Here is a 19,765-nt window from a genome sequence, read left to right on the forward strand (position 1 = left end):
ATAGCTAAAGTGTAAGCCATCTTCCCGCAATCATCAGTTATTAAGCCGGAACAGGCTGACCAGTGCCGTAAGGTGATGCCCTTTCTCGCTCAGATGCCGGGCGGTGCTCTCGGACTGCATCACCATATCGCTGCTCTGATGCGTCGCCTGGCCGATATGGTTCATGGCCAGGTTAACCTGACCGATACCCGCTGCCTGTTCCTGGGCTGCAATATTGATCTCATTCATCAGCGTTTTGACCTGCTCAAAATGCGTCACGATATGGCTCATATTGTCGCGCGTCTGCTCAGAGAGCGCGTGGCCCGCAGCAACCCGCTCAATGGATCGGGCGATCAGCGTATCGATCTCTTTTGCTGCGCTGGCGCTGCGCTGCGCCAGCGCCCGCACTTCGGCGGCGACGACGGCAAATCCGCGGCCATGTTCGCCCGCGCGCGCGGCTTCTACGGCTGCGTTCAGCGCCAGGATATTCGTCTGGAAGGCGATGGACTCAATCACATGCGTAATATCGGCAATGCTCTGCGACGCGACCCTGATTTCCGCCATGGTTTCCGCTGAGCGCGCCACAGTGGCGCCGCCCTGACTGACGGTACCGGCAGCCTCACTCATCAATGCCATCGCCTGGCGTACGTTAGCGGCGGTCTGCGCGACCGTGGCACCAAACTGCTCCATGCTGGCGGAGGTCTCTTCCACGCTGCTCGCCTGACGGCCAATCTGCTCGCTGATGGTGGCGCTGCCGGCTGCAATAGTATCGGTGCCGTCACTGATCTCCTGAGCCGCACCCCGCACCTGGCGCACCACTTTTTCCAGCCCGTCGCCAATGCCGTTAATGGCAGCAACCAGCTGACCGACCTCATCGCGTCGCGCTGAATCAAGATGCGCCTGCAGATTACCGGCTGCATACTCCTCAGCCAGATGGATCACCTGCTGCAGCGGGCGGGTAAGGGCGCGACGACAGTAAAACACAAAGCCGGCAGCAAACAGCAGTACCAGCGCCAGGCCGATAGCCATAAACAGATTGCGACTCTGCGTAACCGGAGCCAGCAACGCGGCACGGCTGACCTCACCGGCAATGACCCAGTCCCAGCCCGGCAGCTGCTGCCACGCCAGCAGCCGGGTTTCACCGGCGTCCTCAAAGCTGAGCAGCCCGGCGGGCTGGGTCAGCAGCTGCTGCTGTACCGTTTTGCTCCAGCGTGGCTGCTGGCCCTCAGCGTGGCGGTCAAACAGGTAGGTGCCCTGTTTGCTGCCCGGTGTACCGTTCAGCACAAAGAAGCTGCCGCTGTCACCGAGATGGCGTGCCAGCACTTTGTCGCGCATCAGCGCATACTGTGTATCGATTTTTACGCCGACAAATAAAATCGCAATGACGCTGCCGCTCTCATCACGCACCGGCTCATACTGGGTGATATAGTGATGGCCAAACAGCGTAGCCATCCCGCGCCATGTGGTGCCCTGCTGCACGCTGCGCCAGGCAGCGCTGCTGCGATCCAGCCGGGTGCCGATGGCGCGGCTGCCATCCTCTTTTTTCAGTGATGTCGCGATGCGTACGTAATCATCACCGTCGCGCACAAAGATGGTAGTCACCGCGCCGGTGCGCTCAAGGAAGTCATCCACGGCAAGCTGGTCAAGATTGAGTGTTTTCAGACCGGCACGCAGCACAGGTGTGCTCAGCTCGCCTGTCTGAATGCGGGTGCTCTCGTCACGGCTGAAACGTTTAGGTAAAAAGCTCTGGAATAGTCGGGTGTAGTTTTCTACCTCTTCAGAGAGCGTAGCGTTAAACAGTGTGGCCATTTCACGGATGCCCTGCACCTGATTCGTCATATCATCGGTAGCGAGCTGTTCCAGCTGACGGGCGGCGTTGTGACTCAGGGTGAATGTCAGGACAAACAGCACAATGGCGACGCTGAAAGACGTCAATACAGACAGCCTGACGCCAAGACTCAGGACGCTGAGAGAAAGACGCTTCATAAAATACCTGTTTTTAAAATGGGGGAGAACGATCAACGGCAGAAGCCGGCAAAGGTTTAGGGCGAATAAGCAGCGACGTTAATCTGCTAACGTGTCAGCAGAGAACAGGTACACTCGCTATCAGATGCACGCTATTCAGGAGCGTTACCGTGATTGAACTGACAACAGAGTCTCTGGCAGGAATTGAGTGTATTCATGCCGCACCCGCTGGTCAGCGGCAGACCCCGCTGCCCGTCGTTCTGTTTTACCATGGCTTTACCTCATCAAAGGAAGTGTACAGTTACTTTGCTGTGGCGCTGGCGCAGGCAGGATTTCGCGTCATCATGCCCGATGCAGAGATGCACGGAGCGCGTTATCAGGGTGACAGCGCGCTGCGGATGACGCGCTTCTGGGAGATTCTGCGACAAAATATTGATGAGCTGCCGCAGCTGGAGGCTGCGCTGCGTGGCAACAGCTGGATCGCCGGGCAGCGTTTTGCCGTGGCGGGGGCCTCAATGGGGGGGATGACGGCGCTGGGGGCCATGGCGCGCTATCCGCACATTCAAAGCGTCGGCTGCCTGATGGGATCCGGCTATTTCCGGCAACTCAGCGAGCAGCTGTTCCCGCCGCTGGTGGCGCAGACGCCTGCGCAGCAGCAGAGGCTTGCCGCGCGTCTGGCACCGCTGACCGCTTACGATCCTGCCACGCAGCTGGACCGGCTTGCCAGCCGGCCGCTGCTGCTCTGGCATGGCGAAGCGGATGAGGTAGTGCCCTTTGCTGAAACGCAGCGTCTGGCCGATGCGCTGCGCGCTGCGCAGCAGGATGGGCAGCTTACGTTCCTGTCTGAGCCGCAGATCGGGCATAAAATCACGCCCGCTGCGCTTACCGCCGTGGTGAATTTTTTTACGCGTCATCTCTGAGCGGCTGCCCGGCTGTTGCTTCGTGAGGCTGTACACAGCGGGGTTGCGCGCTGAAATTGCCTGCGTAGCACAAAAGGGCGGTTCAGCTGGCACGGCTGCAGCAAATTGGCGAAATGCCTGCTTGTGTTTGGTGCCTGACGCCAGTATGATTACGCGTCAATTTTTCAGCTGCATTCAGAGGTGTGTGTCATTTAACAATGATATGCAACCTATAACGTTCCTTGCTTCCATGGGCCGCAGCTGACCCTGACAGGAGGCTGAATAATCCGTAAGGAGCTATCGATGCGTCATTACGAAATCGTATTTATGGTCCATCCTGACCAGAGCGAACAGGTTCCGGGCATGATCGAGCGTTACACTGGTGCTATCACTGGTGCACAGGGCACGATCCACCGTCTGGAAGACTGGGGCCGCCGTCAGCTGGCTTACCCGATCAACAAACTGCACAAAGCTCACTATGTTCTGCTGAACGTAGAAGCGCCGCAGGAAGTGATCGACGAGCTGGAAACTAACTTCCGCTTCAACGACGCCGTTATCCGCAGCATGGTTATGCGCGTTAAGCACGCGGTAACTGAAGCTTCTCCGATGGTTAAAGCGAAAGACGAGCGTCGTGAGCGCCGTGAAGATTTCGCTAACGAATCGGCAGAAGAGTCAGATGCTGGGGATTCTGAAGAGTAATTCCCGATGACGGCAAATCAGCTGCGTCTGTCTGGCACGGTGTGCAAGACGCCAGTTCGAAACGTCAGTCCGTCAGGGATCCCACACTGCCAGTTCATGCTTGAGCATCGTTCTGTGCAGGAGGAGGCCGGGTTTCACCGGCAGGCCTGGTGTCAGATGCCGGTGATTATCAGCGGCAGCGCCCATCAGGCGATTACTCAACATATAACGGTCGGCACGCAACTCACGCTTACAGGTTTTATTAGCTGCCATCAGGCACGCAATGGCCAGAGCAAACTTGTGTTACATGCCGAGCAGATTGAATTGATAGATTCTGGAGACTAGCCAAATGGCACGTTATTTCCGTCGTCGCAAGTTCTGCCGTTTCACCGCGGAAGGCGTTCAAGAGATCGATTATAAAGATATCGCAACGCTGAAAAACTACATCACTGAAAGCGGCAAGATTGTTCCAAGCCGTATCACCGGTACTCGTGCTAAATACCAGCGTCAGCTGGCTCGTGCTATCAAGCGCGCGCGTTACCTGTCTCTGCTGCCGTACACTGATCGTCATCAGTAATCGGCAACTGTCCATTAACGACTTTAAGAGGATAAGGTAATGCAAGTTATTCTGCTTGATAAAGTAGCAAACCTCGGCAGCCTGGGTGATCAGGTTAACGTTAAAGCGGGCTACGCTCGTAACTTCCTGGTACCACAGGGCAAAGCTGTTCCTGCTACCAAGAAAAACGTTGAGTTCTTTGAAACTCGTCGTGCTGAACTGGAAGCCAAACTGGCTGACGTTCTGGCAGCTGCCAACGCACGTGCTGAGAAAATCAGCGGCCTGGGCACCGTTACCATCGCGTCTAAAGCAGGCGACGAAGGTAAACTGTTCGGTTCTATCGGTACCCGCGACATCGCTGATGCAGTTTCTGCAGCAGGTGTTGAGGTGTCTAAGAGCGAAGTTCGCCTGCCGAACGGCGTTCTGCGCACCACCGGTGAGCATGAAGTTGACTTCCAGGTTCATAGCGAAGTTTTCGCTAAACTGGTTGTGAATGTAGTTGCTGCATAATTTTATGCAGTGATGCGAAAACGCCGGCCTTGTGCCGGCGTTTTTGTTTGCGGCGTTTACTGAGCGCGGATAAAGCTGCCGTCGGGCTGACGGGTAAACAGCACCGGACCATTGCTGCCGTCAACGGTAAGCCCGGTTATCACACCATCGCCATTCTGGCGAATTTTCACCTGCTGACCGCTCTGCAGCGAGCTCAGCGGCGAGCCTTCCCCCTCCACACGCGCCATCGCAAATACATCATTAACCGGCAGATTATTGTCACGGAACAGCTGTGCCAGCGTCTGGCCCGAGGCTACGCTGTAGCTGCGCCAGGTGCCCTGCGCATCAATAGCCGGTTGGCTGTTTTGCGGCGCAGAAGCGCTGTTCTGGTTATCAGAAAGCTCCGCCTGCATGGGCACCTCTTTCGGCTGGCTCTCAACCGAACGCTCTACCGGATATTTTCCGTTGCTGGTTGGCCAGAGAAACGCCAGCAGGACAATCAGCAGGGCGATAACGATGCCCCGGCGATGAAGCGGCGGCAGGGGGTCCATCCAGCGTACATCATCCAGCAGGTGCCAGATGCGCTGCAGGGCAGCAGGCATGCGGGACGGGGTATCTGTGGCCATAGGTGGATCCTCCTCGCCAGCGGTTTTATGCAGTCTGGCTGGCAGCCAGCGTTGCAGCCAGGGTTTCAGCGTTCGCGTTGTGCGCGTCCGGCGACGTCGCGGGGCAATCTGGCCCATGTTATCTCTCTTGTTTTACAGTATGGGCAATGACAGCAGGAAGTGCCCGCCAGCATTGAAAAATTTGACCTGCGTATTGTTTCTGTTTCGTCGTCAAATGTCATCCCGCACCGCGTGAGATTTTACGCCAGCCGCGTGCGCTGCTATGCTGCCGGTTCACTTTTATCCGGGATTAAGGAATCAAGATGACGACCCCTTCATTTGACAGCGTCGAATCACAAGCAAGTTACGGTATCGGTTTACAGGTTGGCCAGCAGCTGCAGGAGTCTGGACTGCAGGGTCTGCAGCCTGAAGCGCTGCTGGCGGGTCTGCGCGACGCGCTGGAAGGGAACTCACCGGCGGTTCCGGTTGATGTGGTACACCGTGCGCTGCGCGAAGTCCACGAGCGTGCAGAAGGCGTGCGCCGCGAGCGCACCGAAGCGATGGCCGCCCAGGGTCAGCAGTTCCTTGAGCAGAATGCCCAGCGCGAAGGCGTCAGCACAACGGAATCAGGTCTGCAGTTTAGCGTGATCAAACAGGGCGATGGCCCGATCCCGTCACGTCAGGATCGCGTGCGCGTGCACTATACCGGTAAGCTGATCGACGGCAGCGTGTTCGACAGCTCCGTTGCCCGCGGCGAGCCAGCAGAGTTTCCGGTTACCGGCGTTATCGCAGGCTGGATCGAAGCGCTGACGCTGATGCCGGTTGGCTCAAAATGGGAGCTGACCATCCCGCACAACCTCGCCTACGGTGAGCGCGGTGCCGGCGCCTCAATTCCGCCATTCAGCACCCTGGTTTTTGAAGTTGAGCTGCTGGAAATTCTGTAATAGCTTCGCCGCCAGGGGCGCATAAATGCGCCCCCTACGAGTCGATGCAGGGGCGCCATTAATGGCGCCCTGGTTACGTGCGGGATTGAATGCAGGGGCGCCATTAATGGCGCCCTTGTTGCGTGCGGGGGCTGGAACCCGGGGCGCATAAATGCGCCAGGGGCGCATAAATGCGCCCCCTACGGGCGGGCCGGTGTACGGGCGCCATTAATGGCGCCCTGGTTGCATGCGGTGGCTGGAACCAGGGACGCACAAACACGGCAGGGGCGCATTAATGCGCCCCCTGTGGGCGGGCCGGTGTAGGGGCGGCATTAATGGCGCCCTTGTTGCGTGCGGGGGCTGGAACCAGGGACGCACAAACACGGCAGGGGCGCATTAATGCGCCCCCTGTGGGCGGGCCAATGCAGGAGCGCCATTAATGGCGCCCTGGTTGCGTGCGTGCGGGCGCAGGGTCAGGGGTGCTGTAAGTTCACCTGCCACACGGCAAAGCCCGTCTCGTCTGTGCCCACCGGCTTCATCGGATAGTCAGCGTATTGATTTATAAATTGCGTGGCTTTACTGCCCGGCGCTGTCTCAAAACGAATATCCAGCGGCGTCTCACTCTTAATGGGCGCTAAGCGCCAGTTATGGTCCGCCTGCGGCTGTACGGCACCCTGTTGCTGACTCTGGCTGCTGATATAGGCTGCCACTACGGCGCGATTCTCATCCGGCGAGGCAAAGGCGACAAACCGGTCGCCGGTGCCGGCAAACTTACCGCCCCAGGCGCGATAATTATTGGTTGCCACAAGAAAGGTTGCTGCGGGATCAACCGGCTTGCCCTGCCACGTGAGCTCACGGATACGCGAGGCGTTTTGATTGATCAGGGCACATTCGCTGTCGTAGCGGGCTGGCTGCGTCACATCAATCTGATAATTCACGCCATCTATCACATCAAAATTGTAGGTGCGAAAATCCCAGTTAATCAGCGACTGCGGTTTGCTGCTGTGCGGGTCAATCTGATTGAACTGCGCAGCTGAACACTCCAGCCACTCTTTTACCTGAGCGCCGCTCACTTTCATCACAACCAGCGTATTCGGATAGAGGTAAAGATCGGCGGCGTTGCGAAACGTCAGCTCACCTTTCTCAACCTCCACGTAGCTTGCAGGATCGTTTTTGCGGCCGCCTGCTTTAAACGGAGCTGCTGCCGACAGCACCGGCAGGCGTCCCAGATCGGGATCGCCCTGAATAAAGCGTTCGGTATAGGCACGCTGCGCGTTATTCACAATCTGCACGGTGGGATCGTCCTGCACCAGCGCCAGATAGCTGTACATCACATCTGCTGCTTTGCCGATCGGTTTAGCGACAAACTCGCGCGTGGCGCGATGATCGTCTGCCAGTACCGCAACCAGCGCGGGATCCTCTGCCGCCAGCGATCGCTTCGCCGCTGTGTCATAAATCGGACGCGCAGCGGCAGTACCCTGTGTCACCCGCCACGATCCCCGATCGTTGCTCAGCACCAGATCGACCACGCCAAGATGATCGCCCCACATTCCTGGCATCACGGCGGGTATGCCGTTCAGCGTCCCCTGAGCAATATCAGCGCCTTTGATCGCAGCAAACTCTTTTGAGGGGAATACCGCATGCGCATGACCGAACATGATTGCGTTAATACCCGGCACCTGGCTCAGATACCACACGGAGTTTTCCGCCATCGCATGATACGGCTCGCTGCTCAAGCCGGAGTGGGGAATCGCAACAATAACGTCAGCCCCTTTTGCGCGCATTTCCGGTACATAACGCTTTGCTGTTTCAGTAATGTCCTCAACCCGTACTTTGCCCTGCAGATTATTACGGTCCCATACCATAATTTGCGGGGGTACAAAGCCGATATAGCCGATTTTCAATGTGTGCTGAGCGCCGCTGCGATCGGTAACCGTGGTCTCTTTAATCAGATAGGGCGTAAACAGCGGCTTACCGCTGGCTTCATCAATGATATTGGCATTCACATAGGGAAAGCGTGCACCTGCCAGCGCGCGCTGCAGATAAGGAAGGCCGTAGTTGAACTCGTGGTTGCCCAGGTTGCCGACCGCGTAATCCAGCGTGTTCAGCGCCTTATAAACCGGATGCACCTCGCCTGGCTGCAGCCCTTTTGCCGCCATATAGTCGCCAAGCGGGCTGCCCTGAATGATATCGCCATTATCGACCAGCACGCTGTTTTTGCGCTCGGCGCGCGCCTGCTGAATCAGCGTGGCGGTACGTACCAGGCCAAACTTCTCTGTGGATTTATCTTTGTAGTAATCAAAATCCATCATGTTGCTGTGCAGATCGGTGGTTTCCAGAATACGCAAATCCACAGTAGCCGCCTGGGCGGTAGCGGCTGCCAGACACAGCGCCAGTAACGACATGTTCAGTCTGAACACGGCTCTCTCCTTGTTTACCAAATAGGCCTCTCAAAATAATGTAAAACCATGACAAATTATCAGTTCAATTTGTGATAGATATCGGGGTTTTGCTTTTTTCCCGCTACCGCAGGCGATTCAGCAATGCGCCATAGTTACCCTTTGCAATCTATGGTATTGATATTACGATCTATTATTGAACACGATGCCGGACAACAGACAGGCGGGGCTTTACCTGCCAGACTTTGAAGAGCAACAGTCCGGGTCGGAACGTGCATTTCTGCGAAAATGAGGTGAAGCATGTTAGAGAAAATTTGCCAGCTGGCGCGTGACGCAGGCGATGCAATTATGCAGGTCTACGACGGCGCGCAGCCGATGAACGTGACCAGTAAAGCGGATGATTCACCCGTTACCGCGGCGGATCTGGCCGCACATGATGTGATCATGCAGGGCCTGAAGACGATCTCGCCCGATCTGCCGGTGCTGTCTGAAGAGGATCCGCCAGCGTGGGCGATCCGTCAGCAGTGGCAGCGTTACTGGCTGGTTGATCCGCTGGATGGCACCAAAGAGTTTATCAAGCGTAACGGTGAATTTACCGTCAACATTGCCCTGATCGAGCAGGGTAAGCCGGTGATGGGGGTCGTTTATGCACCGGCGCTGGGCGTGCTCTATTCAGCGGCAGAGGGTAAAGCGTGGAAAGAGGAGGGGGGGCAGACCACCCGCATCCACGTGGTGGATGCCCGGCCACCGCTGGTCGTGGTCAGCCGCTCACACGCTGATAACGATCCGGAGCTGAAGGAGTACCTGGCGCATCTGGGTGAACACCAGACTACGGCTATCGGCTCATCACTGAAATTTTGTCTGGTGGCTGAAGGTAAAGCACAGCTCTATCCGCGCTTCGGGCCTACCAATATCTGGGATACCGGTGCAGGCCATGCGGTCGCCCTGGCGGCAGGTGCCCATGTGCATGACTGGCAGGGACGTACGCTTGACTATACACCGCGCGAATCCTTTCTGAATCCCGGCTTCCGCGTTTCGCTGTTTTAAGGCACCGGGAGGCATACGCCTCCCGTTCTTTACGGCTGCAGCAGAGAGTGAAGCAGCGTCATCACCTGTTTAACCTCATCCTGCGTCAGTGCGCCCTCTTTCGCGAAACGGACATGTGCCGTTTGATCCAGCACCACCACAGCCGAGCCTCCTTTTTCCAGCTGCCACGCTTTTCGCGCGCTGCCGTTACTGTCGATAATGAACTGCGACCACGGGAACTGCGCTTTATTACTTTCAATGCTGTTGCGTACAAACATACCGGTTCCCGGAATAGCATCGTCGGTATCGACCAGCGTGGTGGTCTGATAGCGATCGTGCGGTAATTGTGCCGCCTTAATCGCTTCAATCAGCGCTGCATTTTGCTCTTTGGCTGAAAGCCGTCCGGCGAGATGCAGGATCACCCGCACTTTGCCGCTTAGCTGAGCGCTGTTCCACGGCTGATAGCTGAATTTATCCTGCTGATACATCAGCTCGCCCCGATCGGGAATACCCACCGGCGGCACGCGCTCGCCGGTTTTAAAGACGTGGGCAGCAGCCAGACCAGGCAATAGCAGCGCGATCGCAAGCAGAGAGGGGGCCAGACGCATAGAATACTCCTTAGTGATCGGACCAGTGAGTCATATTATTGTCATGGTAAGCGCGGATGATGCGCCTGTCGTAAAAACCTGGCAGCTTTGCAACCTGTGCCACAAATCTGTAACCAACAAAGGTTTATACTGGATTTTGTGAGCTGAATGACAGAGTTGTCTGTAATGATGTGTCAATTCAGTAAAAAATTCATGTTTCCGGAACCCGGATCAAAAATCCTGTTCTATATTTAGGCCTCATTTGCGCTTCATGAGTTCGTATACCCATTTGGCAACGGCGAAGCGTATTACATCTGTTCAGGAGTTAAACAGCATGAAGATCTTCCAGCGATATAATCCGCTGCAAATTGCGAAATATGTCAAAACGCTATTTAAAGGAAGGTTGTATATCAAGGATGTCGGCGCGTTTGAGTTTGATAAAGGCAAAGTCATTTTGCCACGCGTTAAAGATAAACAGCACCTTAGCGTGATGTCAGAAATTAATCGCCAGGTGCTGCGGCTGCAGGCTGAGTACAACTAAGCGTTAAAATCAGGCAGTAAAAAGGGCGCCGCGGGCGCCCTTGATGTTTCTGCTACTTTCGTTCTGAATCAGCTCTGTCCGAACCAGAACCTCTCTTTATGAAGACAGTGACGGATTTTCATCATCACTGGTTTTTACGCTCAGCGCCGGCGGGCGTTCATCAATACGCGTGACCAGCAGCTGGTCGATACGGTAACTGTCGATATCCACCACCTCAAACTTATAGCCGGAAAACTTCACGAAGTCGGTACGTTTCGGTATTTTGCGCAGCATGTACATCATAAAGCCGCCGATGGTTTCATAATTGCCGGACTGCGGGAATTCATCAATATCAAGCACGCGCATGACGTCATCAATCGGCGTGCCGCCCTCGACCAGCCAGGAATTTTCGTCGCGTGCGACAATCTGCTCTTCCAGCCCCTGGCCCACCAGGTCGCCCATCAGCGTGGTCATAACGTCATTCAGCGTGATGATACCCACCACCAGCGCATACTCATTCATGATCACGGCAAAGTCTTCGCCGGCAGTTTTAAAACTCTCCAGCGCTTCAGAAAGCGTCAGCGTGTCGGGCACAATCAGCGCCGAGCGGATCTGAACGCCGCTGTTGAGCGCCATGCTCTGATTACCCAGCACGCGCAGCAGCAGCTCTTTGGAGTCAACGTAGCCAACGATATGATCGATATCTCCGTCACATACCAGAAACTTTGAGTGCGGATGCTGTGCGATTTTGGTTTTCAGGCTTAGCTCATCTTCATGCAGATCGAACCAGACGATGTTCTCGCGCGAGGTCATTGAAGAGGGAACGGTGCGTGACTCCAGTTCAAACACATTTTCAATCAGCTCATGCTCCTGCTTGCGCAGGACACCGGCCAGCGCACCCGCCTCTACCACCGCATAAATATCGTCAGAGGTAATATCGTCTTTGCGCACCATTGGCAGTTTGAAAATACGGAAAAAGACGTTGGCGAGGCCGTTGAACAGCCAGACCAGCGGCCGCATGACCAGCAGGCAGAAACGCATCGGATTAATGATGCGCAGCGCGACCGCTTCCGGGGCGATCATGCCAACACGTTTGGGCGTCAGGTCAGCAAACAGGATAAAAAGACTGGTTACGATGGTAAAGGAGCAGATGAAACTGAGTTTTTCTGCCAGTTCAGGCTCCACAAAGCGGTTGAACAGGCTGCTGAAAGCAGGGGAAAACGCGGCGTCACCCACGATACCGCCCAGAATCGCTACTGCGTTCAGGCCAATCTGCACCACGGTGAAGAACATACCGGGCTGTTCCTGCATCTTCAGCACGCGCTGCGCGTTGATGTTGCCTTCGTCAGCCAGCAGTTTAAGTTTGATCTTGCGGGCAGCCGCCAGCGAGATCTCTGAAAGAGAAAAAAAGGAACTGATAACGATCAGTAAAAGTATGACAAGCAGGCTATCTAGCATAAAAGGTCCGTTGAGTTAATCACTTGTCATTTTTGGCCTGGGCAGCGCGAAGAGGGGTACGTCCGGTACACACCAGTCTGACAGGGCTATCCGTGCCAAAAATGTCTGCGCCAGTTCGACAATGGAGAGTAACGTCGGGGCAGAATTGAACGCAGGCGAGGCCTGCTGGTCGGTGATTATAGCAGCAGCGCCTGTCATGCCGCCAGAGGTACGATCGGTGACATCAGATTTATCCGGCAGCAGAGCAGCGGCGCACAGAAGCACAGCATCCCGGTTGTATCACCGCCACCAATTACCGACAATAGTCACCAATTTGGCTTAGTCGTGGGTTTAACGTAGCCGTTTGCCCTAAAAGATGGCTATGCTGATGGGTAAATGGGGGAAGTGAAACCCTGCCTGACTGATTAACGCCCCTGCGGAAGGGGGGCAGGCATTGATAACAGGAGTACGCGTGCCGCGATTTCATGTTTATTGTTTGGCCAGCCTGCTGCTTGCTGCGCCTGCCGTTGAGGCAGCGAAAGTGCGACTGCAGGTAGAGGGCCTGACCGGGGATTTAGAAAAAAATGTCAGGGCGCGCCTGTCCACCATTGGCAGCGATGAAGTCTCCAGCGACGGACGCTTTCAGGCGCGGGTCTCAAATGCCATTAAAGAGGGACTGCACGCGCTCGGTTATTATGAACCGCAGATTGACTTTGAATCGCGTCCGCCCCCGCCACAGGGCGGTCGTCCGGTTCTGATTGCTCACGTCACAGCCGGCGAGCCGGTAAAAATTGGCGGCAGCACTATTGTGATCGAGGGTGAAGCGAAAGAGGATCCGGACTACCAGGCGTGGGTAAAGCAGGGCAGACCAAAAGTGGGATCGCAGCTGAACCACGGCACCTACGATAAATTTAAAAGCGGGTTCTCTAACCTGGCACTGCGTAACGGCTATTTTGATGGCGATTTTAAAAAGAGTCAGCTTGGTGTCTCCGTTGAGCGGCGGCTGGCTTTCTGGGACATTGATTACGACAGCGGTCCGCGCTATCGCTTTGGCGACGTCAGCTTCGAAGGCTCGCAGATAGATGAGGCCTATCTCCATAATCTGGTACCGTTTAAAAAAGGCGATCCCTACAGCTCACGCGAGCTGGCTGAGCTGAACCGCCGCCTTTCTGCCACCGGCTGGTTTAACTCGGTTGTCGTGGCACCGGAGTTTGATAAAGGGCGTAAAACCAAAGTGCTGCCGCTCAGCGCCGCACTCTCGCCGCGCGTGGAAAATACCATTGAAACTGGCGTAGGCTACTCCACTGACGTCGGTCCGCGCCTGAAAGGCACCTGGCGCAAGCCCTGGGTTAACGATCGCGGCCACAGTCTTGCGGCCAGCGCCTATGTCTCCGCCCCGGAGCAGCAGCTCGATCTCAGCTATAAAGTGCCGCTGCTGAAAAGCCCGCTGGAGCAGTACTACACCTTTTCCGGCGGCCTGAAGCGCACCGATCTTAACGATACGAAATCAGATACCACAACGCTGGCCATGTCGCGTAACTGGGACAGCAGCTCCGGCTGGCAGAAAGCCGTTAACCTGCGCTGGAGCCTCGATCACTTTACCCAGGGCAACGTGACCAATACCACCATGCTGCTCTATCCGGGCGTGAGCCTGAACCGCACGCGATCGCGCGGCGGACTGATGCCCACATGGGGTGACTCACAGCGCTATTCGGTTGACGTTTCTGATACCACCTGGGGCTCCGATGTCGACTTCCTGATCCTGCAGGCGCAAAACGTCTGGATCCGCACGCTGGCGGATAAACATCGCTTTGTTGCACGCGGCAACCTGGGCTGGATTGAAACCAATAATTTTGAAAAAGTGCCGCCCGACCTGCGCTTCTTTGCCGGCGGGGATCGCAGCATCCGCGGCTATAAATACAAAAACATTTCCCCGCGCGACGAAGAGGGCAAGCTGACCGGCGCCTCGAAACTGGCCACCGGATCGCTGGAGTATCAGTACAACGTCTCCGGCAAGTGGTGGGGCGCGGTATTTATCGACTCCGGTGAAGCGGTTAATGATATTAAGCAGAGCAACTTCAAGACCGGTGCAGGCGTAGGCGTGCGCTGGTCTTCGCCGGTCGGGCCCATTAAGTTTGATATCGCCCGCCCTGTTGGCGATGACAAGGAGCACGGATTGCAATTTTATGTCGGACTGGGGCCTGAACTATGAAGCTGTGGAAAAAGGTCCTGATTGGCCTGATTATTTTTCTGGTCATCCTGCTGGGCAGCGTGGCGCTGCTGGTGGGGACCACGCCGGGTCTGCATCTGCTGCTGAAAGGTGCTGACCGCTGGGTGCCCGGCCTGTCAATTGGCAAGGTCGATGGCGGCTGGCGCAATCTGACACTCAACAACGTAAAGTATGAGATGCCGGGCGTCAGCGTGGATGCAGGGCGCTTTCATCTCGCCCTGAACCTGAACTGCCTGCTGCACTCCTCGGTCTGCGTTAACGCCCTCGCGCTGCAGGATGTCAGTGTCGTGGTCGACAGCAAAAAAATGACGCCGGCCAGTGAACCGCCGCCAGAGGAGTCGGGCAGTACGAATCTCAGTACGCCGTACCCGATTACGCTGCGTAACGTCGCGCTGCACAATATCAACGTTAAAGTTGATGATACGGCGATTTCACTGCTCGACTTCAGCACCGGCCTGCAGTGGCAGGAACGGGCGCTGACGCTCTATCCTACCCGTATCCAGAACCTGCTGATTGCGCTGCCAAAAGCGGCTCAGGTGGCGAATGAAGAGGTTGTTCAGCCGAAAGTTCAGCAGCCGCAGCCGGATGAAAAACCGCTGGGCGAAACGCTGCAGGCGCTGTTTGCCAAACCGCTGCTGCCGGCGCTGCCTGACTTCCGTCTGCCGCTGGATATTACCGTTCAGTCGCTGCTCGGCGAGCAGCTGCGCATTACCGGAGATACCGATCTCACCCTCTCGCGCCTGCTGGTGAAAGCCAAAACGGCAGAGACGCATCTGCAGCTGGAAACGTTTGATATTGATTCACCGCAGGGCCAGGTCAGCGCCCGCGGTGACGCGCAGCTGGCGGGCAACTGGCCGGTTAATTTCACGCTGAACGGCGCGCTGAATATCGATCCGGTTAAGGGTGAAAAAGTGAAGATGACGCTGGGCGGCGCGATGCGCGACGAGCTGCAGCTGGGGCTGAATCTTTCCGGACCGGTGCGTGCACAGCTTGCGGCGACAGCACAACCTGCCGTGGCTGAACTGCCGCTGTCGCTGACGCTGACCAGCCCGCAGCTGCGCTGGCCGCTGACCGGACCGGTGCAGTACCAGGCAGATAATTTCGATTATCAGTTTAAAGGAAAAGCCACCGACTATGTGATGTCGCTGCGTACGGCGGTAAAAGGCGAGGCGATCCCGCCGGCAACGATTACGCTGGATGGCAACGGAAACGAGCAGCAGTTTACGCTGGATAAACTGCGTGTCGCCGCGCTGCAGGGCAATATCGATCTCTCTGCGCTGGTGGACTGGCGTAAAGCGATCAGCTGGCGCAGCGAGCTGACGCTGGCCGGTATTAACACCGCGAAGCAGTATCCTGACTGGCCTGCGAAGCTGGACGGCAAAATCACCACGCGCGGCAGCCTTTACGGCGGCAGCTGGCAGCTGCGCGTACCGCAGCTGGAGCTTAACGGTAACGTGAAACAGAATGCGGTACGCGCAAAAGGCTCCCTGAGCGGTAACAGCTATAACCAGTGGAACATTCCGGGCCTGAATGTGGCGCTGGGCCGCAACTATCTGGATGTGAAAGGCGAACTGGGTGACACGCTGAATCTGGATGCGATTGTGGATGCCCCGCATCTCGACAACGCATTGCCGGGCCTCGGCGGCGTCGTCAAAGGCGCAATCAACGCGCGCGGCACGCTCCAGGCGCCGCAGCTGCTGGCCGATCTTACCGCCACCGGCCTGCGCTGGCAGCAGCTGTTAATCCGCCGCGCCACGCTGAAGAGCGACATCAAATCGGGTGAGCAGGTTGCCGGCAAGCTGCAGCTGCGCGTGGAACAGCTGCAGCAGGCGGCACTGAAAATCAACCTGCTGACGCTGAACGCTGACGGCAGTGAGAAGCAGCATCAGCTGAAGCTCAACGTTCAGGGTGAGCCGGTTTCAGGTCAGCTAGCGCTGAACGGCAGCTTTGATCGCCAGGCTGGTCGCTGGCAGGGCACGCTGAATAATACCCGGTTTGATACGCCGGTCGGGGAGTGGCGCCTGACGCGCGCCATGGCGATTGACTATCTCAACAGCAAGCAGAGCGCAACCATTGGTCCGCACTGCTGGCAGAACCCGAACGCGCAGCTCTGTGTACCGGAACCGATTGAAGCCGGCGCAAGCGGCCGGGCGCACGTTGTACTGAACCGCTTCGATCTGGCGATGGTAAAACCCTTTCTGACCGATGCCACCCGGCTCAGCGGTCTGTTCAGCGGAGATGTGCGCGTTAACTGGAGCGCGGACGGCGCGTTGCCAACCGGCACCGTGGCGCTGAAAGGCAGCGGCGTAAAAGTGGTGCAGGATGTGCAGGGCAATGCGCTGCCGATAGCGTTCGATACGCTGAACCTGAATGCGGCGCTGGGTGACGGACGCGCGCAGCTCGACTGGCTGATCCGGATTGCTAACAATGGCCAGCTGAACGGCAACGTGCAGATCAACGATCCGCAGAACCGGCGGCAGCTGTCGGGCAATATCGGCATCAGCAACATCTCCCTGGCGATGCTGAATCCGGCACTGTCGCAGGGTGAGAAGGTGCAGGGCAGGCTTAACAGCAACCTGCGGCTGGGGGGGACGCTCCAGCGGCCGCAGGTGTTTGGCCAGCTCGGCCTGAGCGATGTCAACGCTCAGGCGAGCTTCATGCCGGTGACGCTGACGTCGGCAAACCTGAACATGATATTCAACGGCATGAGCTCTACGCTGAATGGTCTGATACAGACGCAGCAGGGCAACCTGACTCTGGGCGGAAACGCTGACTGGAGCCAGCTGGATAACTGGCGTGCGCGTGTTACGGCGCAGGGCAGCCGCATTCGCGTTACGGTGCCGCCGATGGTGCGTATGGATGTCTCACCGGATCTGGTCTTTGAGGCTACCCCTGCTGCGTTCAGCCTGGACGGTAAAGTGGATGTGCCGTGGGCACGTATCACCGTGCAGGAGGTGCCGGCGAGCGCCACCGGCGTCTCATCGGATGAAGTGATGCTGGATGAGAATCTCAAGCCGATCGCGCCGAAAACGGCGGCCATCCCGATTAACAGTAATCTGGTGATCCACGTCGGCAATGATGTGCGCCTCTCGGCATTTGGCCTGAAAGCGCGGCTCAGTGGTGACCTGAAACTGGTGCAGGATAAAACCGGGCTCGGCCTTAACGGGCAGATCAATATTCCGTCTGGCCGCTTCCACGCCTATGGACAGGATCTGATTGTTCGCAAAGGTGAGCTGCAGTTTGCCGGCCCGCCGGATCAGCCGTATGTCAATCTGGAGGCGATCCGCAACCCGGATGCCACCGAAGATGATGTCACGGCGGGTCTGCGCGTCACCGGTCTGGCGGATGAGCCTAAAGTGGAGGTGTTCTCCGATCCGGCGATGTCGCAGCAGGAGGCGCTCTCTTACCTGTTACGCGGTCAGGGACTGAACAGCGACGGCGACAGTAATGCATTAACCTCTGCGCTGGTGGGTCTGGGGGTTGCACAAAGTGGGCAGGTTGTGGGTAAAATCGGTGAGACGTTTGGCGTCAGCAATCTTGCGCTTGATACCACCGGCGTAGGTGACAGCCAGCAGGTTCAGGTCAGCGGCTATGTGCTGCCGGGGCTGCAGGTGAAATATGGCGTAGGTATCTTTGACTCACTGGCAACCCTGACCCTGCGTTATCGCCTGATGCCCAAACTCTACCTGGAAGCCGTGTCTGGTCTCGATCAGGCGCTGGATTTGCTCTATCAGTTTGAGTTCTAGCAATGCGAATAATTGTCTACGGCAGTTTACGGCGCAAGCAGGGAAATAGTCACTGGATGACCAATGCGCAGTGGCTCGGTGAGCACCAGATTAAGGGGTTTGACCTCTATAATCTGGGGCTTTACCCGGGTGTGGTAGAGGGCGAAGGAATCGTCCTGGGTGAGGTATACCGCATTGATGCCAGCACGCTCGGTGAGCTGGATGCGCTGCGCTGCAAGAATGGTGAGTATAAGCGTCAGCTTATTCAGACGCCTTACGGCAGCGCCTGGCTGTACGTGTATCAGCGTTCAGTTGCGGGGCGACCGCATATTGCAAGCGGCGACTGGCTGCAACGTGATGACGCAGCAGATGCATAAATAAAAACACCGCCTTTATGGCGGTGTTTTTTTATCGGTAACGCGCATCGTTTCCGGTTTACCCGATTAAGATTACTTCTGCTGCGCGCGTTCGAAAGAGGTGATGATTTCAGCTTTAGCCGCTTCTGCGTTATCCCAGCCGTCAACCTTCACCCATTTGCCTTTTTCCAGATCTTTGTAGTGCTCAAAGAAGTGGGTAATCTGCGCTTTCAGCAGCTCTGGCAGGTCGTTCACATCGTTGATGTGATCGTACTCTTTGCTCAGTTTGGTATGCGGTACCGCAACCAGTTTAGCATCTTCGCCAGACTCGTCGGTCATCTTCAGGACGCCAACCGGACGGCAGCGGATCACTGAACCCGGCACCAGCGGGTAAGGGGTTGGCACCAGCACGTCAACCGGGTCACCATCCAGTGACAGCGTATTGTTGATGTAGCCGTAGTTGCACGGATAGAACATGGCGGTAGACATAAAGCGGTCTACAAACAGGGCGCCAGACTCTTTATCCACTTCATATTTGATCGGATCGGCATTTGCCGGGATCTCAATAATTACATAGATATCTTCTGGCAGATCTTTACCTGCAGGCACCTGGTTCAGACTCATCGGGCTTTCCTTCATTAGTCGTATGTTGAGTGACGGCTATTATAGCCAACTGACTCTGAAAGTATGCCCCCTTTTTGGCGTTTCAGAATGCTCCAAGCCCGCTACTTCGCCGACACAAACAGCGAAACAATGCCCGCCGCAATCAGCGGTCCTACCGGCACGCCGCGAAAGAACGCCACGCCAATCACAGTGCCAATCAGCAACCCGGCGACCACCGATGGCTGAATGCTCATAAAGCTGACGCCGCGCCCGCCGAGCCAGGCGACAAACACGCCGACCAGAATCGCTACAATGGATTGCCAGCTGGCAAATGATTTCAGCAGTGCGCTTACCGGCAGGGTACCACTCGCCAGCGGCGCCATGACGGCAACGGTCAGAATGATAATCCCCATCTGAATTCCCTGCTTCTCCACGTAAGGGAAAAACTGCGCCAGCGGCGTGAGCTTGATGGCCAGCAGGATCAGAATCGAGATCGTCACGGCGCTGTTATGAACAAAATAGCTCAGTATGGCGAGGCAGATAAGAACCAGCGTGGAAGCGTAGGGGGCCATGATTTCTCCATAAATAATCAGCAGGCTGACAATGAGCCATGCAACAGTTTGTCTGCTTTCCTTTATCAACCATCAGAAAAAATGGCGCAACCGGCTTATGCATAATTATCTCTGCTGCAGTAAAGAAAATTCGCAGCACGGGTGATCATCATTCGCCTGATCGTCAGGCAGCGGTAAAGTTTCAGCTCGTCACCGCCGATAATTTCTTCGTTTAGG

18 protein-coding genes are annotated in these 19,765 nt (G+C 56.5%); 11 read left to right on the forward strand and 7 right to left on the reverse strand.

Annotated features, from left to right (window positions below; all coding sequences use genetic code 11):
* Positions 1-33: 33 nt before the first annotated feature.
* Entirely contained in the window at positions 34-1,965 is a 1,932-nt protein-coding gene (locus BBA90_RS04400) for a methyl-accepting chemotaxis protein (RefSeq protein WP_065648099.1), read from the reverse strand.
* Positions 1,966-2,114: 149 nt separating this feature from the next.
* Between BBA90_RS04400 and yjfP the strand changes: the two genes are divergently transcribed.
* From yjfP to rplI, 5 genes are all read left to right on the forward strand, one after another.
* Positions 2,115-2,864 carry an esterase gene (yjfP, locus tag BBA90_RS04405; RefSeq protein ID WP_065648100.1) on the forward strand — a complete coding sequence of 250 codons (750 nt, stop codon included), beginning with the start codon at positions 2,115-2,117 and terminating at the stop codon, positions 2,862-2,864.
* A 282-nt stretch (positions 2,865-3,146) separates the two neighbouring features.
* Complete coding sequence (gene rpsF, locus BBA90_RS04410) at positions 3,147-3,542, forward strand: 30S ribosomal protein S6 (RefSeq protein WP_039380603.1); 396 nt, start codon at positions 3,147-3,149, stop codon at positions 3,540-3,542.
* A gap of 6 nt (positions 3,543-3,548) precedes the next feature.
* Positions 3,549-3,866: a primosomal replication protein N gene (priB, locus tag BBA90_RS04415; RefSeq protein WP_039380601.1), complete on the forward strand. Its 318-nt coding sequence runs from the start codon at positions 3,549-3,551 to the stop codon at positions 3,864-3,866.
* Positions 3,867-3,870: 4 nt separating this feature from the next.
* On the forward strand, positions 3,871-4,098 hold the full coding sequence (gene rpsR / locus BBA90_RS04420; RefSeq protein ID WP_000135199.1) for a 30S ribosomal protein S18: 228 nt from the start codon (positions 3,871-3,873) through the stop codon (positions 4,096-4,098).
* A gap of 39 nt (positions 4,099-4,137) precedes the next feature.
* On the forward strand, positions 4,138-4,587 hold the full coding sequence (gene rplI, locus BBA90_RS04425; RefSeq protein WP_065648101.1) for a 50S ribosomal protein L9: 450 nt from the start codon (positions 4,138-4,140) through the stop codon (positions 4,585-4,587).
* Positions 4,588-4,643: 56 nt separating this feature from the next.
* On the opposite strand, the gene BBA90_RS04430 is transcribed toward rplI, so the two are convergent.
* Positions 4,644-5,309 (reverse strand): OapA family protein, encoded by a 666-nt coding sequence (locus BBA90_RS04430; RefSeq protein WP_167350661.1) that lies wholly within the window; start codon positions 5,307-5,309, stop codon positions 4,644-4,646.
* A gap of 185 nt (positions 5,310-5,494) precedes the next feature.
* Between BBA90_RS04430 and fklB the strand changes: the two genes are divergently transcribed.
* Positions 5,495-6,115 (forward strand): FKBP-type peptidyl-prolyl cis-trans isomerase, encoded by a 621-nt coding sequence (fklB, locus tag BBA90_RS04435; RefSeq protein ID WP_039380595.1) that lies wholly within the window; start codon positions 5,495-5,497, stop codon positions 6,113-6,115.
* 452 nt (positions 6,116-6,567) lie between these two features.
* On the opposite strand, the gene BBA90_RS04440 is transcribed toward fklB, so the two are convergent.
* Positions 6,568-8,499, reverse strand: coding sequence for a bifunctional 2',3'-cyclic-nucleotide 2'-phosphodiesterase/3'-nucleotidase (locus BBA90_RS04440; RefSeq protein ID WP_430914165.1), 1,932 nt, complete (start codon positions 8,497-8,499; stop codon positions 6,568-6,570).
* Positions 8,500-8,793: 294 nt separating this feature from the next.
* On the opposite strand from BBA90_RS04440, the gene cysQ reads away from it, so the two are divergent.
* Entirely contained in the window at positions 8,794-9,540 is a 747-nt protein-coding gene (gene cysQ, locus BBA90_RS04445; protein WP_065648103.1) for a 3'(2'),5'-bisphosphate nucleotidase CysQ, read from the forward strand.
* Between the two features lie 29 nt (positions 9,541-9,569).
* Here cysQ and BBA90_RS04450 read toward each other — a convergent pair whose 3' ends face one another.
* The gene (locus BBA90_RS04450; protein ID WP_065648104.1) at positions 9,570-10,127 is read right to left on the reverse strand and encodes a YtfJ family protein; all 558 of its coding nucleotides are present in this window, start codon (positions 10,125-10,127) and stop codon (positions 9,570-9,572) included.
* A gap of 313 nt (positions 10,128-10,440) precedes the next feature.
* Between BBA90_RS04450 and BBA90_RS04455 the strand changes: the two genes are divergently transcribed.
* Positions 10,441-10,647 carry a DUF1107 domain-containing protein gene (locus BBA90_RS04455; protein WP_039380586.1) on the forward strand — a complete coding sequence of 69 codons (207 nt, stop codon included), beginning with the start codon at positions 10,441-10,443 and terminating at the stop codon, positions 10,645-10,647.
* Positions 10,648-10,743: 96 nt separating this feature from the next.
* On the opposite strand, the gene BBA90_RS04460 is transcribed toward BBA90_RS04455, so the two are convergent.
* Positions 10,744-12,084 carry a hemolysin family protein gene (locus BBA90_RS04460; RefSeq protein WP_065648105.1) on the reverse strand — a complete coding sequence of 447 codons (1,341 nt, stop codon included), beginning with the start codon at positions 12,082-12,084 and terminating at the stop codon, positions 10,744-10,746.
* A 451-nt stretch (positions 12,085-12,535) separates the two neighbouring features.
* Between BBA90_RS04460 and tamA the strand changes: the two genes are divergently transcribed.
* From tamA to BBA90_RS04480, 3 genes are read left to right on the forward strand one after another with little or no spacing between them, the layout of a single operon-like run.
* Positions 12,536-14,275: an autotransporter assembly complex protein TamA gene (gene tamA / locus BBA90_RS04470; protein ID WP_065648107.1), complete on the forward strand. Its 1,740-nt coding sequence runs from the start codon at positions 12,536-12,538 to the stop codon at positions 14,273-14,275.
* Positions 14,272-18,039: an autotransporter assembly complex protein TamB gene (gene tamB, locus BBA90_RS04475; RefSeq protein WP_065648108.1), complete on the forward strand. Its 3,768-nt coding sequence runs from the start codon at positions 14,272-14,274 to the stop codon at positions 18,037-18,039. Before tamA ends, tamB begins: the two co-directional genes overlap by 4 nt.
* A 2-nt stretch (positions 18,040-18,041) precedes the next feature.
* Positions 18,042-18,395 (forward strand): gamma-glutamylcyclotransferase family protein, encoded by a 354-nt coding sequence (locus BBA90_RS04480; protein ID WP_065648109.1) that lies wholly within the window; start codon positions 18,042-18,044, stop codon positions 18,393-18,395.
* 72 nt (positions 18,396-18,467) lie between these two features.
* Here BBA90_RS04480 and ppa read toward each other — a convergent pair whose 3' ends face one another.
* Together ppa and BBA90_RS04490 are read right to left on the reverse strand one after the other, a co-directional pair.
* Entirely contained in the window at positions 18,468-18,998 is a 531-nt protein-coding gene (gene ppa, locus BBA90_RS04485) for an inorganic diphosphatase (RefSeq protein ID WP_065648110.1), read from the reverse strand.
* Between the two features lie 101 nt (positions 18,999-19,099).
* Positions 19,100-19,549, reverse strand: coding sequence for a DUF441 domain-containing protein (locus BBA90_RS04490; protein ID WP_065648111.1), 450 nt, complete (start codon positions 19,547-19,549; stop codon positions 19,100-19,102).
* Positions 19,550-19,765: the final 216 nt, after the last annotated feature.

Origin of the sequence: Pantoea eucrina, from assembly GCF_001691555.1 — a bacterium.
In the GTDB taxonomy this organism is placed as follows: domain Bacteria; phylum Pseudomonadota; class Gammaproteobacteria; order Enterobacterales; family Enterobacteriaceae; genus Pantoea; species Pantoea borealis.

Bases quoted from the DNA above. Each gene is read 5' to 3' on its own strand.
- ppa (WP_065648110.1), bottom strand. From the start codon at position 18,998: ATGAGTCTGAACCAGGTGCCTGCAGGTAAAGATCTGCCAGAAGATATC.
- rplI (WP_065648101.1), top strand. From the start codon at position 4,138: ATGCAAGTTATTCTGCTTGATAAAGTAGCAAACCTCGGCAGCCTGGGT.
- BBA90_RS04490 (WP_065648111.1), bottom strand. From the start codon at position 19,549: ATGGCCCCCTACGCTTCCACGCTGGTTCTTATCTGCCTCGCCATACTG.
- BBA90_RS04460 (WP_065648105.1), bottom strand. From the start codon at position 12,084: ATGCTAGATAGCCTGCTTGTCATACTTTTACTGATCGTTATCAGTTCC.
- fklB (WP_039380595.1), top strand. From the start codon at position 5,495: ATGACGACCCCTTCATTTGACAGCGTCGAATCACAAGCAAGTTACGGT.
- tamB (WP_065648108.1), top strand. From the start codon at position 14,272: ATGAAGCTGTGGAAAAAGGTCCTGATTGGCCTGATTATTTTTCTGGTC.
- rpsR (WP_000135199.1), top strand. From the start codon at position 3,871: ATGGCACGTTATTTCCGTCGTCGCAAGTTCTGCCGTTTCACCGCGGAA.
- BBA90_RS04455 (WP_039380586.1), top strand. From the start codon at position 10,441: ATGAAGATCTTCCAGCGATATAATCCGCTGCAAATTGCGAAATATGTC.
- BBA90_RS04450 (WP_065648104.1), bottom strand. From the start codon at position 10,127: ATGCGTCTGGCCCCCTCTCTGCTTGCGATCGCGCTGCTATTGCCTGGT.
- BBA90_RS04440 (WP_430914165.1), bottom strand. From the start codon at position 8,499: ATGTCGTTACTGGCGCTGTGTCTGGCAGCCGCTACCGCCCAGGCGGCT.
- BBA90_RS04480 (WP_065648109.1), top strand. From the start codon at position 18,042: ATGCGAATAATTGTCTACGGCAGTTTACGGCGCAAGCAGGGAAATAGT.
- BBA90_RS04400 (WP_065648099.1), bottom strand. From the start codon at position 1,965: ATGAAGCGTCTTTCTCTCAGCGTCCTGAGTCTTGGCGTCAGGCTGTCT.
- BBA90_RS04430 (WP_167350661.1), bottom strand. From the start codon at position 5,309: ATGGGCCAGATTGCCCCGCGACGTCGCCGGACGCGCACAACGCGAACG.
- rpsF (WP_039380603.1), top strand. From the start codon at position 3,147: ATGCGTCATTACGAAATCGTATTTATGGTCCATCCTGACCAGAGCGAA.
- priB (WP_039380601.1), top strand. From the start codon at position 3,549: ATGACGGCAAATCAGCTGCGTCTGTCTGGCACGGTGTGCAAGACGCCA.
- cysQ (WP_065648103.1), top strand. From the start codon at position 8,794: ATGTTAGAGAAAATTTGCCAGCTGGCGCGTGACGCAGGCGATGCAATT.